This is a genomic window from Streptomyces sp. RKAG290, assembly GCF_023701695.1.
Taxonomy (GTDB): Bacteria; Actinomycetota; Actinomycetes; order Streptomycetales; family Streptomycetaceae; genus Streptomyces.
Genome location: NZ_JAJOZC010000001.1, coordinates 6,828,147 through 6,843,329, shown reverse-complemented (window position 1 = coordinate 6,843,329; position 15,183 = coordinate 6,828,147). Strand labels below are relative to the sequence as shown.

Sequence of the window (15,183 nt, the reverse complement as noted above, 5' to 3'; positions counted from 1 at the left end):
CTTAGGGGAACTTCCAGCCTGAGCAGTCGTCCGGCGCGGCGTAGTTCTCGTCACAGACCTTGAACTCGTAGATGGTCGAGGCGTCGGCCGAGTACGAGGTGGTGCTGGGGCCGCTGTGGTTCCAGAGGGTGCGTTTCGACCCCACGGAGTCGATCCGGTAGTACTCCGCCTTCACCGGGTCCCCGTCACTGCTGTTGTCCTTGACCGCCACCATCCCGCTGTCGGCCTTGGCGGGAGACCAGCCGTGCGCACCGCCGGCGTAGGCGTCCACGGCTGCCGCCGCCGTGGCCGTGGGTACGGCGATGGCAAGCGTGAGCAGTGCAGCTGCAACGATCGTCCTACGTGTCATTCGTTCGCACTCCTTCAGCCGATGATGTCGAGGGCGCGCGGAGTAACGGCCGCAGGGCATGCGGCTGCCACCGATACGTCGTGCACCGCTGGTGCCTCCAGGCCGAGGCCCCTGCGAGACCGCTGATTAATGGCACACCCGAGCGAGAGGTGGCAAGAGATGGCCTGAGGCCTGCGGCCCCTCAACTGGTCACACATCACTGTTGCATCATGCGCAACACCGCTGCCTGCGGCGCGGATTGCCCCCGCACGGGCGAGGAGACCCGAAGGTGCCGGGGCGCGTTCCGCCCGGCCGTGCTCGACCAGAAATCAACCTTGGAACACATGGCTCCGCATCGGTCGGCGGCCCGGGAACAGCGGGGCCGACACCACCCCACGCCCACTCCGCGCCGAGGCCGAACCGGTACCGGACATGCCGCACCACCTTCCGTGCCCCTCGGCAGACCGGAACGAGGGGCGGCGAAGGCGGTGCGCCTCGCAGTGGAACTGCCACGGCGGCACGTCCCAGAAGTGGACCGTGAAGAGCGACGGCACCATCGTCGCCCAGCAGTCCGGACTGTGCCTGGATGTGAAGGGCGGCAAGACCGCGAACGGCACCGAGCTGCAACTGTGGACCTGCAACGGCACCGCGAACCAGAAGTGGACCTGGCAGCGCTGACCCCCGCTCTCGACAGACAGCGCCCCACCCCCGGCGCGCCCGCGCCTGCTGATCGGACCAGTCCCCCAGCAGACCGCGGGCGCGCTGTCATGCCCCCGGCTTCCACCCGGACGCCCCCATCCCGTCGGGCAGCCGTTCACCGTTCCCTACCCTGGACCACGACGCGCCGGACAAGCGCGACGTCCGCGAGCAGGACACCCCGACTCCTGAGAGCTGCTCCGATGCCTCCTCCCTCACCCTCCCCCAGCGGCCGTCTGCAATGGGCTGACGTTCCCCCGCCGCTGCGCGCCCGCCTCGAGACCACGCTGGGAGCACCCGTCACCGAAGCGGTCACCCCCAGCGGCGGATTCGGCCATCAGCTCGCCGCCGCGCTACGACTGGCCGGAGGCCGGCGGGTCTTCGTCAAAGCGGCGCCCGACGACGACCCGCTGACCGTCGCCAACCTCCACGAGGCCGCCGCCCTGGACGCGCTACCCCCCTACGCCCCGGCCCCGGACCTGCTGGGCATCCATCGCACCGCCGGCTGGACCGCTGTCGTGATCGCCCACCTGGACGGCCCCGACCCCGACCTGTCCCCGGCCTCCGGCGACGTCGAGCAGACCTGGGCACTCCTCGACTCACTCACCGCCGCCCCCGCCCCGGCGTCATACGTCGCGGCGGTGAGCGCCGCGCCCTCGGCAGCGGGGCTCCTGCACGGCTGGAAAGAACTGCGTGACGATCCACCGGACGACCTCGCTCCCGCCGCGCGCAGCCATTTGCCACAACTCGCAGAACTGGAAGCGGCCTGGCCCGCCCTCGCCACAGGTGACCGCGTCGTCCACGGCGACCTCCGCGCCGACAACATGGTCCGCGACCACGACCGCGGTGTGACCTTCGTCGACTGGGCGCACGCCACCACCGGCCCCGCCTGCGTCGATGCCGCATCCCTCGCGCCGCAACTCGTCCTCGCCGGCCACGCCCCGCAGACATCGCCCGCCTGCTCCTGGACCACCCCGCCACCGCCGGCAGCCCTGACACCACCACCGCATTCCTCGCGGCACTCACCGGCCACTGGCACCGCAACGCCCGCAGGCCCGCCCCACCCGGCGCCCCCGGACTGCGCGACTACCAACACCGCGCGGCAGCAGCCGGACTCGCCCTCCTGGACCACCGCCTGAGCTGAGACCGCAGCATCCCCGGACTGAGGCGGCGGGCCACCGACCTCGGCCGGGGCACCGGGACGGCCGGGGGGCGGGGTTGGCGCACGGCTACAGGCGCCTCGTCCCGCCAGGAAGCGGAAGCCGTCCCGCCCGGCCTGAACCGCGAGCCGGTCAGGCGTACAGGCGCTCGGCCGACTCGGTGACGGGTGCCCGGTGCCCCTTGGCCGTGTAGGCGAAGTTGAGGACGGAACGGCGCGTGCCGGGGCGGCTCAGGGGCGTGACGCGGTGGGCGGTCAGATCGCTGCGCAGCAGGTAGGCGTCGCCCGCGTGGTGGTAGACCTGCTGCGTGCCGGGCTTGCCCAGGGCCGTCAGGTCCGTCCGTCCGGGGTTGAACTCGAGCAGCCCGCCGTCGGCGGACCCAGGTGGTACCTCCAGGAACAGCACCAAGGCCAGCGGGTAGTCGTCGGTATGGGCGCCGTGGGTGTCGCCGGGGTGGTGCAGGATGTTCAGCACGTGCCGCTCCACCACCTCCTGCACCGGAAGCACGTGCGTGCCGTGGAGGGCGGAGAGGAGCGCGAGGAGTTCGGTGTCGCGGTACAGCGAGCCGATGAGCTCGGAGTCCTGCGCGATGTGTTGTCCGCCCAGGGTGGTCATGTGGCGGGGGCTGTCGGCCATGCACTCCATGTCGAAGTCGCGGCGGGTGGCAGCGGCCTCCAGCCTGGCGGACTCGTCACGCAGCGCCTGGAGGCCCTCGTGGGTCAGGAGACCGGGGAGCGGCAGGTATCCGTTCTCGGTGAAATGGGTGTGGAGCGGTGCGGGGTGGGAGGGCAGTGTCAGCACGAGCACAGCGATACCCGCCGCGCGAAGAGCGGGAAACGCAAGGTGGCTCCGACTGCTCCGACTGGCGTCCTCGAGGCTGACCCGGAAAGCGGAGCGCAGGCGGCGGAACCGCAGCTGGGCACCCAGTGCCCAGATGACGCCCATGGGGACGAGGTCCCAAAACCGCCGGCCGAGCGGCGGCCGCCTTTTTCGTCCGCCGGGCCAGGGCCTGCTCGTGCTGCGGATCGAGCCGGAGGAGTGCCTCGTCCCACCGGTCTGCCTCGGTCCCGGGTGCGCTGCAGCCGCCGACGTGATCGACCGACAGCACGAGGAGGCGGACCGGCGAGCCGGCGGGCGCATCAGGCGATTGCGGCGACGCCGACACCGATACCGCTGAACAGCCACCCGGTCGTCAGCTCCCGCGCACGCCACCGGGGGAGGCTGCACAGACGTGTACCCGGCGAGGCAGCCGGCAGGCGGCGAAACCCGGCGCCGGTCGACGCTCCGGCGGGAACACCGCTCACCGGCCCGGCGCGCCCTTCCTCAGCGGTCGCCGGCGCCCGGATCTCAGCTGACGTCCGCGCCGTGCCTCGGCTTCGGAGCGCCGGGCGGCACGAAGCAGGCGGTGACGGTCTTGCCCGACGCCTGCGGATGGGTGGCCCAGCCGTCGGCGAGCGCGTCGACGATGGCCAGTCCGCGTCCGCCGGTCGTCGTGACGTCCTCGGACTGCTTCGCCGGGGGCAGCGGATCGGAGTCGTGGACACTCACGTGCAGGCAGTGGCTGTCCCAGGTGAGAACCAGCTGGGCGTCGCTGTGCGCGTGCACGTGCGCGTTGGTGATCAGCTCGGACACACTCAGGAGTATCGAGTCCACCGTCTCGGGGGCGTCCTTGGTCCACTCCAGGGACGCCAGGTGCTCCCGCGTCCACTGACGGCCGGCCCGCACTCCTTGCGATACCGGAAACGTCTGTGCCCATCCCATCGCGCGCAGCGACGTGTCCTTCACCATCGGCCCTCCCTCACTCCGCTCTTCTCACCCTCCTACCCCCGACTTCGAGACACACCCCGCCGCCCCGGCACGCGGCCCGGCCGGCGTCCCGGGGCCGAATCGGCCGGCACGGGCCGCATCCGCGCAATCGCGCCGGCGACGACGTAGTGCTGCGGCGCGGCCCGCCCCGTGCAGGAGGCATGCGGCCGCAGGGACGTCTCCTGGTGTCAGGAACGCGCCATGAGGGCGGCGAGACCCGCCCGGGTGCCGACGTCGGTCTTGCGGAACACCCGGGAGAGGTGGGTCCGGGTGCGGTCGAACACCGCGCACTCCCCCGGGCCCGTCGCACCCCACGCATCGACGACCCGCTAAGTCCCGTCACCCGAGCCCCGGCCCCATACCGAGGGGTCACGCAGGCAACCTTCCGTAGGTGCCGGCCGTCATGCACGGCATGAAAGTCTCATTTCTTATACACAACGCATACGGGATCGGAGGGACGATCACTACTACGTTCAACTTGGCCCGAGCGCTGGCCGATCGGCACGACGTGGAGATCATCTCGGCTCTCCGCAACCGGGAACGGCCGAACCTCGCACTCGACCCGCGCGTGCGGCTGCGGCCCCTGGTGGACCTGCGGCATGAGAAGAACGACCCGCGGCATCTGACACCGGCGAAGATCTTTCCCTCGTCCGAGTACCGCTACCGGGAGTACAGCGCGCTCACCGACGAGCGCATCAGCGAGGCGCTGGCGTCGCTCGACGCCGATGTCGTCGTGGGCACCCGCCCCGGTCTCAACGTCCACCTGGCCCTCCAGGCACCCGCGCGGGCGGTGCGGGTCGGACAGGAACACCTCACGCTCGACAACCACCCGCCCCGGCTGCGCAGGGCGCTGCGCCGGGTCTATCCGCGCCTGGACGCGATCACCCCCGTGACGGAGGCCGACGCCGTCGCCTACCGACGCAAGATGCGGCTGCCGGGCGTACGGGTGCAGGCGCTGGCCAACAGTGTCCCGGCCCCGGCCCTTCCACCGGCGGACGGCCGCGAGCGCGTGGTCGTCGCCGCCGGACGGCTGGCGCCGGTGAAGCGGTTCGACCTGCTGATCGAGGCCTTCGCCGCGGTCGCCGCGCACTATCCCGACTGGAAGTTACGCATCTACGGCAGGGGCGAGGAGCAGGAGCGGCTGCGTGGGCTCATCGACCGGCTCGGGCTGTACAACAACGTCTTCCTGATGGGCGCGGTGACCCCGATGGAAGCCGAGTGGGTCAAGGGCTCGATCGGGGCGGCGACGTCCGACTTCGAGCCCTTCGGCATGACCATCGTCGAGGCGATGCGCTGCGGGCTGCCTGTCGTGAGCACCGACTGCGCGTACGGCCCCGGCGAGATCATCGCGCCCGGTGAGGACGGCCGGCTGGTACCGGTCGGGGACCGGGACGCGCTGTCCGGCGCCCTGCTGGACCTGGTGGGGGACGACGAACTGCGCCGGCGCATGGGGCGCGCCGCGCTGGAGAACTCCCGGCGTTACGCCCCCGCCCCCGTCGTGGCCCAGGCGGAGCAGCTGTTCGAGGAACTGCTGGCGGCCCGCAGCAGCGGCCGTCCGGCGCGCGGGACGGACCACGCCCTGGTGAGCGGCGGGTACGCGGCCAGGGACACCATGCTCGTCGCGGCCGGCAGCGTCGTGAGGGTCGCACGGAAGGCTCGACGATGAGTGACAGAGATGGCGACGGCACGAACGCACCGGTGGAGAAGCCCTGCGGGGAGGTGACCGCGGAGGAGGAAGGGCGGTTGGTCCTGCACGTACGGTGGCCGCTGCCTGCCTCGGCGCATCCCCGGCTGCTCCTTCAGCCGCGCCCGAAGAAGGGGAAGCCGGAGGGGACCGGCCGCTACGTCGAGCTGGAGCCCGCGGGGCAGGACCGGTGGCGGGCAGTGGTGGAGACGGCCCCGGCTCTTGAGGAGGGCCGCTGGGATGCCTACGTCGTTGGCGCGCCGGGGAAGGAGCGCACACCGCTGCTGCCCGGCCTGCGTGATCTGCGCGCGCTGGTGTCCGGCGGGGGCGACGACCGGGCCACGCCGGTCGCGGTCCGGATCCCGTACGCCACCAAGGACGGCCGGCTCGCCGTACGGGCCTGGTGGCGGGCCACGCACGCGGAGGCCGGCCGGATCGTCCTCGCGGACAGCTCGATGACCGTGACGGCGCGGCTGTTCGGCGTCCGGCTGGGGGACGGCGCGACGGCGTCGCTGAACCGGCGGGGGAAGGATTCCGCCGTACGGGAGTTCGCGCTCCGGGCCGAGGGGGGCCAGGACTTCTCGTTCACCGTCGGCTACGAGGAGCTCATGGCGGAAGGCGGCGGGCCGGGAGCCGGGGAGGCCCCGGTGGTCTGGGACGTGTACGTCCGGCCGGCCACCGGCGCACCCCTGATCCGGGTGGCCCGGCTGCTGGACGACATCGCGGACCGCAAGGCGGTCTTCGTCTACCCGGCCGCCGAGCTCGGCGGGGTATCGGCGCGTCCGTACTACACGTTCGACAACGACCTCTCCGTAGAGGTCGCACCGCGGCTCGCCCGGTGAGCGCCGCTGACCGGCAGCGGGGTTGAGCTGCCGGCACCGGCTCCGGCTCACCACGTGCAGCCGCTGAGGGGACCGGGCCCTTCGTCGGTCATGAGTCATGCCGAGCGTCCGAGCGACGCTCCGCTGCCGGACCGCGGCCCGATGCCCCGCGGCCCGGCGCGACGCAGCCGGCATTGATCCGCGCGCACCTTCTCCACATATCCGGAGGCAAAGTGACGAGGTGAACACGCGGGCCCGTAAAACGCTCCATAAACGCGCCATCCATTCGCAGATGACGCACAGTCGCCCGTAAGTCCGCCTCGATTTCACATCAGTGCAATACGCAGGTCTTGCGCACTCCCCCGGCAGCACACCGCGTCGGCCGTCCGGAATCGCGAGGGACGGCCGGACCGGAGAAACCCGCACACGGCGTGCGCACACCGGTCACCGTTCCGGTCACGGGACACCAGGTCGGGGCGGCTCAAGGGGACGATTGGGGCGGTAACACCCGCGCGAGGCATGAAGTTGCGGGGGCGTCGAATTCATCCGGTGAAGCTCATGAAGGATCTGCTCCCATGCAATGGATTCCTCTGCACGTGATTCGATTCAAGCGGAGCGATAACCACGGATCCGTCGTAGTTCGATTGGCTGTACAAGGCAGGGGCGTGCTTTGATCCTGGCCCATACGGGGGCCGCACGACGGGGCTCCCGTGGATAAGCAATTTCCACACGAAGGGCGCTCATCATGAACTACACCCCCCAGGTCGAGACCGCCGAGATCTCCGACAGCGACCTCGACAGCGTCTCGGGCGGCCTCGTCGGCGGCGTCGTCGGCAACGTCACGGGCACCGTCGAGGGCATCGTCCCGGTCGCCGGCCTCGTCGGCTCGGTCACCGGTCTCGTCGAGGGCGCCACCGGCGTGAACACGGGCGCGGTCACCGGTCTGGCCACCGGCCTGACCGCCGGTCTCTGAGAGACGGCAGCACCCCGCCGAGCCCCGGAACCCGTCGGTTCCGGGGCTCGGTGCCGACCGCTGACAGGTGAGGGAAGAGTTCCGTGCAGTTCCGCCAACAGGCCCTTTCCAAGCTGCAGTCGCCCGAACAGCTCGATCTTCCGGTGCGCTTCGCCCGCCCGCAGGGCCTGCTCGTCCTCTGCGTCACCGTCGCCGTGATGGCCGCCGCCTGCTTCTGGGCCGTGACGGGCTCCGTCACCGGCACCCTCGACGCCCCCGGCATCCTCACGCATGCCCGCGGCAGTTACGTCCTGCAGAGCCCGGTCGCCGGCCAGGTCACCGAGGTGCTCGCCGACGAGGGCGAGACCCTGCCCCGCAACTCCCCCCTGCTCAAGGTCCGTACGGACCGGGGTGAACGCGTCGTCCGCACGATCGACGCGGGCCGGCTCACCTCGGTGACGGCCACGATCGGCGCCGTGGTCACCACCGGCGCGGACGTGGCGAGCGTCGAACGGATCGACGGCGCCGACGACCCGCTGGTCGTCCTGCTGTACGTGTCCGGCAGCAGTGCCGCGTCGGTCCCGGTGGGCGCCTTCGTCGACCTCACCGTCCAGTCCGTGCCCGCCCAGCAGTACGGGGTACTGCGCGGCAAGGTGGCCGCGGTCGGCAGATCCGCGCAGACACAGCAGCAGATCACCCGCTTCCTCGGCGACGCGCAGCTCGGCAAGGAGTTCTCCCGGCACGGCAGGCCGTTGGCGGTCCTGGTGAGGATCCAGCGCTCGGACTCCACGAAGTCCGGCTACCGGTGGTCCTCGGCCGAAGGCCCCCCGTACGCGATCGGCTCCATGACCCTGGCAACCGGCTCCGTCCGTCTCGCCGACCAGCGCCCGATCGATTGGCTGCTCCCGTGACCGCACCGCGCCCCTCCCGCACCGCCCAGCAGCTGCCGCCGCCCGGCCGCGGCAGGCACCGCCCGGAGGGGTCCCCGGCCGGCAGACGACGGTCGCGGCCGGCGCCGAAGCCCGCACGGACCAGGACCGTGCGCACTCCCACCGTGCTCCAGATGGAGGCCCTGGAGTGCGGTGCCGCCTCGCTGGCGATGGTGCTCGGCCACTACGGCCGGCACGTGCCGCTGGAGGAACTGCGGATCGCCTGTGGCGTCTCGCGTGACGGCTCGCGCGCAAGCAACGTACTGAAGGCCGCCCGCAGTTACGGTCTCCAGGCCAAGGGCATGCAGATGGAGCCCGCGGCCCTGGCGGAGGTACAGGCGCCCGCGATCCTGTTCTGGGAGTTCAACCACTACGTCGTGTACGACGGCGTGGGGCGCCGTCTGGGCCGGCGGGGCGTGCACATCAACGACCCCGACAAGGGACGCCGGTTCGTGCCCGCCGAGGACTTCGACACCAGCTTCACCGGGGTCGTCCTCGTCCTCGAACCCGGTGACGGCTTCGAGCGCGGCGGGCGGAAGCCCGGTGTCATGGCCGCGCTTCCCGCCCGGCTGCGCGGCACGACGGGCACGATGCTGGTCGCCCTGCTCGCCAGCCTGCTGCTGGTGGCGGTGGGAGCGACGCTCCCGGCCCTGAGCCGTACCTATATCGACATGTTCATGATTGGTGAACAGACCTCGCTGCTGGGCGTGCTGTTCGCCGCGATGGGCGCCATGGTCGCCCTCACCGTCGCACTGACATGGCTGCAACAGGCGAATCTGCTGCGTGGGCGCATCATCGCCTCCACGCTCGGCAGCGCGCGCTTCTTCCGGCATCTGCTCCGGTTGCCTGTCACCTTCTTCTCGCAGCGCAGCCCCGCCGATCTCGTCCAGCGCCTCCAGTCGAACGACGCCGTGGCCGAGACCCTGGCCCGGGATCTCACCGCGGCGGGCGTGGACGGCATCGTCGTCCTCCTCTACGCGTTCCTGCTCTGGACCTACGACCCCCAGCTGACCGTGATCGGAGTGGGCATCGCGCTGCTCAACGTGGTCGCCATGCGCATCGTCGTACGGATGCGGGCCGTAGGCACCCAGAAGCTGCGGGCCGACAGCGCCAGGCTCACGAACACCTCGTACACCGGGCTCCAGCTGATCGAGACGATGAAGGCCACCGGAGGTGAGAACGGGTACTTCCGCCGGTGGGCCGGGCAGCACGCGACGACGCTGGAGGAGCAGCAGCGCCTCGGGGTGCCGAGCGCCTGGCTGGGCATCGTCGCCCCCGCACTCGCGACGCTCAACAGCGCGCTGATCCTGTGGATCGGCGGACTGCGGGCCGTCGAGGGGCACCTGTCGATCGGCCTGCTCGTCGCCTTCCAGTCCCTGGTGACCCGCTTCACCGCTCCGGTCACCCGGCTCAACGGGGTGGCGGGCAGGGTCCAGGACTTCGCGGCCGACGTGGCCCGGCTCAAGGACGTGGAGAATTTCCCGGTCGACCCGCTGTACTCGCGCCGTGAGCCGGCCGCGAGCACCCGCCGCCTCAAGGGCCATGTGACGCTGGAGGACATCACCTTCGGCTACAGCCCGCTCGACAAGCCGCTGCTCACCGGTTTCTCGCTGTCCGTGGGGCCCGGTCAGCAGGTGGCGCTCGTCGGTGGTTCGGGCAGCGGCAAGTCGACGGTCTCGCGACTCATCTCGGGTCTCTACAGTCCGTGGGAGGGCACGATCCGCATCGACGGGCAGCGCCTGGAGGACATACCCCGGGGCGCGCTGGCCGCGTCCGTGTCCTTCGTCGACCAGGACGTCTTCCTCTTCGAGGGGACGGTCCGGGACAACGTCGCGCTGTGGGATCCCTCGGTCCCGGACGAGGCCGTCACCGAAGCCCTGCGGGACGCCGCCCTGTACGACGTCGTGGCCCGCCGCCCCCGTGGCATCCACAGCCGGGTGGAGCAGGACGGCCGGAACTTCTCCGGCGGGCAGCGTCAGCGGCTGGAGATCGCCAGGGCGCTCGTGCGCCGCCCCAGCATCCTGGTCCTGGACGAGGTCACCAGCGCGCTGGACGCCGAGACCGAGCGGATCATCATCGACAACCTGCGGCGGCGCGGCTGTGCCTGTGTCGTGATCGCGCACCGGCTGAGCACCGTGCGCGACAGCGACGAGATCGTGGTCCTGGACCACGGGACGGTCGTGGAGCGCGGCCGGCACGAGAACCTGGTGGCCGCCGGGGGCCCGTACGCCGATCTGGTCAGGGAGCACTGACGTGGCATCCGCACACCCTCTCGCGGGCACGGAGGCTCCCGGGCAGGACCCGGTCATCGGCGCGCTGGGAGCTCTCGGTGAGCCGGTCGACTGCGCCGGGCTGCGGAGCCTGTCACTGGAAGGCCCGCAGGTGCTGTGGCTCGTCGTGGGCGGCGCCCTCGACCTGTTCGCGGTGGACGCGGCGGAGCAGGGGCACTGGCACTTCCTGGGCCGGCTCGAACCGGGCACCCTCGTGCTGGGTCCGGTCGAGGGCCCGCAGCACACCCTGGTGGGGCGGCCGCTCCAGGAGTGCGTGCTGCGCCGGATCCCGCTGCGTGAGCTGTACCGGCCGGAGTACGCCGACCAGGGGACGTACGAGGGGCAGTACAGCAGCAGTTACGACACCGGGGACGCCACGCTGAGCCTGCTGGAGCACGCCTTCTCGCTGGGTGTGGGCCGCGGCCGGCGGGTGCTGTTCGAGGCCCCGCTGGACGGGCGGACCACCCTCGACGAGGCGGCGGGAGACGACGACATCCTGTGGCTGCCGGTGTCGCCCGGGAGTGTGCAGTACGGCGCCGCGTTCAGCGCCGAAGCCGCGGGTGACCTGCTCGTCGAGGCGGCGATGTGGCAGGGGATGGTCAATCAGCAGTACCGCCTGCTGTCGGCGCTGGACCGCTGGATCGAGCAGCTGGAGCGCGCGCACGAGGACCGGACCGCGGCGGGCATGAAGGCGGGCGAGGCCGTCCGCAAGGAGGCCGACCAGGCGCTGCTCACTTCGATCGGCCGGCCCCGGCGGGGTTCCTCGCCCGCGCCGGGAGCCTCGGACGACGCGGTGTACGCGGCCTGCCGGCTGGTGGCCCGCGACTCCGGGATCGTCCTCGGTGAGCCCGCGACGGGCGCGGCGGTGAGCGACCGGATCGACCCGGTGGAGCGGGTCGCGGTCGCCTCGCGCGTCCGTTCCCGGGCGGTGCGGCTCGACGGGCGCTGGTGGCGGGAGAACTCCGGGCCGCTGGTGGGCCGTCGGGCCGCGTCCGGAGCACCGGTCGCCCTGCTCTGGCGCCGTGGCCGCTACGAGGCGGTCAACCCGCTGACGGGGCGGCGCAGCCGGGTCGGCAGTTCCGCCGCGCAGGAGATCGACGAGCGAGCGGTGATGTTCTACCGGCCGCTGCCGGAGCAGCCGTTGAGCAAGAGGCAGCTGCTGCGGTTCGGCCTGTTCGGTACCCGGGGCGACCTGCGCAGACTGGTGCTGGCGGGGCTGGTGACGGTGGCCCTGGGGGCGCTGGTGCCGATCGCGACCGGCAGGGTGCTCGGCGTCTATGTGCCCCACGCCCAGAACGACCTCATCGTGCAGGTGTCACTGGCCGTCATCATCTCCGGCGTGGTCTCGGCGGCTTTCATGCTGCTGCAGAACCTCACGATCCTGCGGATGGAGGGGCGGATCGAGAGCACGCTCCAGCCCGCGGTCTGGGACCGGCTCCTGCGGCTGCCGACGAAGTTCTTCACCGAGCGTTCCACGGGAGAACTGGCGAGCGCGGCGATGGGGGTGAGCTCCATCCGCAGGGTGCTGTCCGGCACCGGCCCCGTCGTGGTGCAGGCGGGCACCCTCGGGGTGATGAATCTGGGCCTGCTGCTCTGGTTCAGCGTGCCGCTGGCTCTCACCGCCGTCGCGATGCTGGTGGTCATCGCCGGGGTGTTCCTCACCATGGGCATGTGGGAGCTCCGTTGGCAGCGCCGTCTGGTCGTACTGGGCAACAAGCTCAACAACCAGGCGTTCCAGACGCTGCGCGGACTGCCCAAGCTTCGGGTCGCGGCGGCGGAGAGCTTCGCGTACGGGGCGTGGGCGGCGGAGTTCGCCCGCAGCCGCGAGCTGCAGAAGCGGGCGGGCCGGATCAAGAATCTGACGACGGTCCTGAACGCGGTCTATCTCCCGCTGTGTTCGCTGGTCATCTTCGTCCTGCTGGCGGGCCCGGCACGCGGGTCCCTGACGGCCGCGGAGTTCCTGACCTTCAACACGTCCGTGACGATGCTGCTGACGGCGGTCACCCAGCTCACCGGGGCGTTCGTGTCCGCCGCCGCCGTGCTGCCGATGTTCGAGCAGATCAAGCCGGTGCTGGACGAGGCCCCCGAGGTACGCGGCGCCAGCACCCAGCCGGGCGCGCTGTCCGGCGGGATCGAGGCCAGGGGGGTGTCCTTCCGCTACTCCGACGACGGGCCCGTCGTCCTCGACGACGTGTCGCTGAGCGTGCGCCCGGGCGAGTTCGTCGCGGTCGTGGGCCCGAGCGGATGCGGCAAGTCGACCCTGCTGAGGCTCCTCATCGGCTTCGACAAACCGGCCTCGGGCAGTGTCCTGTACGACGGTCAGGATCTGACGGCGCTCGACCCGGCGGCCGTGCGCCGTCAGTGCGGGGTCGTCCTGCAGAACGCCCAGCCGCTGTCCGGATCGATCCTGGACTGCATCTGCGGTGCCGAGGTCTTCACCCAGGAGGAGGCATGGGAGGCCGCCGCCATGGCGGGCCTGGCCGAGGACATCAAGCGCATGCCGATGGGGCTGCACACGATGATCTCCGGCGGCGGCTCGATCTCCGGCGGCCAGCGCCAGCGGCTGATGATCGCCCAGGCCCTTGTCCGGCGCCCCCGCATCCTGTTCCTCGACGAGGCCACGAGCGCGCTCGACAACGAGACCCAGCGCACCGTGATCGAGAGCACGAAGTCCCTGCGGGCCACCCGGGTCGTCATCGCGCACCGGCTGTCCACGGTCATGGACGCCGACCGCGTGATCGTCATGGCGGAGGGCCGGGTCGTCCAGGAGGGACCGCCCGCCGAACTCCTCGCGGACACGGACGGGCAGCTCCATGAGCTGGTGCGGCGTCAGATGAACTGAGCAGGCGGCCTCGGCTCGCGGGGGCGGCTCGTCGAGGGAGCCCGAGACCACGTGCGTGGTCCCTGGCGGGTGTCATCGGCTGCCGCCCGTCTCGCTCCTGGACCGGTGATGACAGGTACCGCGGCTGCGGTGTCAGTGCGCTGACGTATCCTTCCGGCCACCACACCGACTCGGAGGACCAGAGAATTGACTGGCCTGTCTGCCTATCCGCTGCCCTTTCATGCTTCCCGTTCCATATCCTTCGCCACGCCCCGAACTCTGCGCGAACTCCAGATGATGCAGTGCAGCTCTCACATTCGGGCGAAGCCGGGGTGGTTCGACAAGATGAACGATGCCGCCGTCGTCGCCAGGTGGACGCAGGAAGCGATCGCCCAGGGGCTCACCGAAGCGCAGGTTCGTTACGTGCTTGCCGAACTCGTGCATTACGCGACACTTCGGGACGGGCGGACCGGTATCGAGGTGTCCGCCGTCGACGGGGTGTGGCAGTCGGACACGCTGGTCGACGACGAGCTCGGGTCCCGGCTGCGCGAGGCGGTCCGGGTTCTGGAACAGGTCCCGAGGAAGAACGCGACTGGCATCCCGGATCCGACGGCCAAGTGGTCGACCTGGTTCATCCCTCACTGTTCTGTCTGGTGAGAGAGGTGAGCGGCGAGCACGAGCGTGCTTGGCACAACCCGACGGACCGCTACTCGAAGTACGAGTTCTCGGAGAAGTTCCAGTGGCTGCCCACGGACGTCGATGTCAGTGACGACGGCACTGCCGCGTTCCGTTCGTACGTCAACAACGTCCACCCCGAGGCTCATCAGGAACTGGCCCGTGTCCTGCCGGACCTGTTCGCACGCATGCTCCCTCTGCTGGAGAACGTGCTCACCGATCTGCGCCATCCCCGGCCCCTGCGGATCGAGGCCGATCCTTACGGGTGGTACGACCCGGAGCCGGAGTATCCGGACAAGTCCTCCTACAGCGACAAGGAGACCTACGCAGAGGCCGTCCGCGTCTGGGAAGAGGCGCACGACAACTGGTGGGAGACCCGCCGTCCGGCCATCCCGGACGCCCCGGACTTCACCCCGCCCGAGTTGCCCGACGGATCCGCCCGGGTCGACCTGCGCGGCCGCCGTCTCCAGGTCATCGTCAAGCTCGCCACCATTCACCTCACTCCGGAAAAGCCCGAGTACTCCGGCGGTTCCTGGCATGTCGAGGGGATGCTGAACGAGCGGATCGTCTCGACCGGCATCTACTACTGGGACAGCGAGAACATCACCGAGAGCCGGCTGAGTTTCCGGGCGGCACTCGACGACCCGCTCTACGAACAGAGCGACGACAACGGCATGCGGGAGGTCTACGGCCTGGAGAACGAAGACGCACTGAACCAGGCGCTGGGATCGGCATCGACCCCGGCGGGCCGCTGCCTGGCGTTCCCGAACGTCCTGCAACACCGCGTCGGCTCATTCCGCCTCACGGAACCCAGCCGTCCGGGACATCGCAAAATTCTCGCGTTCTTCCTGGTCGACCCGTCGGAAGAGATCGTCTCGACGTCCGATGTGCCCCCGCAACAACCATGGTCCGACACCTCGACCATGACGCTTGAACAGGCCAGGAACTACCGCGAACAACTCATGCAGGAACGCAAGTTCTTCGTCGACGAGCACAACGAGCAGCTCTACGAACGAGAATTCTCCCTCTGCGAGCACTGAA

11 protein-coding genes and 1 pseudogene are annotated in these 15,183 nt (G+C 70.7%); 9 read left to right on the top strand and 3 right to left on the bottom strand.

Annotation, left to right across the window (positions count from 1 at the left end):
* Nucleotide 1 precedes the first annotated feature (1 nt).
* Entirely contained in the window at nucleotides 2-349 is a 348-nt protein-coding gene (locus LNW71_RS30305; RefSeq protein WP_250971101.1) for a hypothetical protein, read from the bottom strand.
* 411 nt (nucleotides 350-760) lie between these two features.
* Here LNW71_RS30305 and LNW71_RS30300 point away from each other — a divergent pair, with 411 nt between their 5' ends.
* Both LNW71_RS30300 and LNW71_RS30295 read left to right on the top strand, forming a co-directional pair.
* Complete coding sequence (locus LNW71_RS30300) at nucleotides 761-1,006, top strand: RICIN domain-containing protein (protein WP_374119468.1); 246 nt, start codon at nucleotides 761-763, stop codon at nucleotides 1,004-1,006.
* A gap of 221 nt (nucleotides 1,007-1,227) precedes the next feature.
* Nucleotides 1,228-2,163, top strand: a complete 936-nt coding sequence (locus tag LNW71_RS30295; RefSeq protein WP_250971100.1) for a phosphotransferase — start codon at nucleotides 1,228-1,230, stop codon at nucleotides 2,161-2,163.
* A gap of 153 nt (nucleotides 2,164-2,316) precedes the next feature.
* Here LNW71_RS30295 and LNW71_RS30290 read toward each other — a convergent pair whose 3' ends face one another.
* On the bottom strand, nucleotides 2,317-2,985 hold the full coding sequence (locus LNW71_RS30290) for a phytanoyl-CoA dioxygenase family protein (RefSeq protein WP_250971099.1): 669 nt from the start codon (nucleotides 2,983-2,985) through the stop codon (nucleotides 2,317-2,319).
* Nucleotides 2,986-3,531: 546 nt separating this feature from the next.
* Nucleotides 3,532-3,972 (bottom strand): ATP-binding protein, encoded by a 441-nt coding sequence (locus LNW71_RS30285; RefSeq protein ID WP_250971098.1) that lies wholly within the window; start codon nucleotides 3,970-3,972, stop codon nucleotides 3,532-3,534.
* A 430-nt stretch (nucleotides 3,973-4,402) separates the two neighbouring features.
* On the opposite strand from LNW71_RS30285, the gene LNW71_RS30280 reads away from it, so the two are divergent.
* From LNW71_RS30280 to LNW71_RS30250, 7 genes and pseudogenes are all read left to right on the top strand, one after another.
* Entirely contained in the window at nucleotides 4,403-5,656 is a 1,254-nt protein-coding gene (locus LNW71_RS30280) for a glycosyltransferase family 4 protein (RefSeq protein WP_250972195.1), read from the top strand.
* Nucleotides 5,653-6,516, top strand: a complete 864-nt coding sequence (locus LNW71_RS30275) for a hypothetical protein (RefSeq protein WP_250971097.1) — start codon at nucleotides 5,653-5,655, stop codon at nucleotides 6,514-6,516. The genes LNW71_RS30280 and LNW71_RS30275 overlap by 4 nt, the downstream gene beginning before the upstream one ends.
* A 724-nt stretch (nucleotides 6,517-7,240) precedes the next feature.
* Complete coding sequence (locus LNW71_RS30270) at nucleotides 7,241-7,468, top strand: type A2 lantipeptide (RefSeq protein WP_250971096.1); 228 nt, start codon at nucleotides 7,241-7,243, stop codon at nucleotides 7,466-7,468.
* Nucleotides 7,469-7,551: 83 nt separating this feature from the next.
* Complete coding sequence (locus LNW71_RS30265; protein WP_250971095.1) at nucleotides 7,552-8,358, top strand: HlyD family efflux transporter periplasmic adaptor subunit; 807 nt, start codon at nucleotides 7,552-7,554, stop codon at nucleotides 8,356-8,358.
* Nucleotides 8,355-10,628 (top strand): NHLP family bacteriocin export ABC transporter peptidase/permease/ATPase subunit, encoded by a 2,274-nt coding sequence (locus LNW71_RS30260; protein ID WP_250971094.1) that lies wholly within the window; start codon nucleotides 8,355-8,357, stop codon nucleotides 10,626-10,628. Before LNW71_RS30265 ends, LNW71_RS30260 begins: the two co-directional genes overlap by 4 nt.
* A 1-nt stretch (nucleotide 10,629) precedes the next feature.
* Complete coding sequence (locus LNW71_RS30255) at nucleotides 10,630-13,488, top strand: NHLP bacteriocin export ABC transporter permease/ATPase subunit (RefSeq protein WP_250971093.1); 2,859 nt, start codon at nucleotides 10,630-10,632, stop codon at nucleotides 13,486-13,488.
* A gap of 186 nt (nucleotides 13,489-13,674) precedes the next feature.
* Nucleotides 13,675-15,182 (top strand): annotated as a pseudogene (locus tag LNW71_RS30250) (DUF4246 domain-containing protein).
* Nucleotide 15,183: the final 1 nt, after the last annotated feature.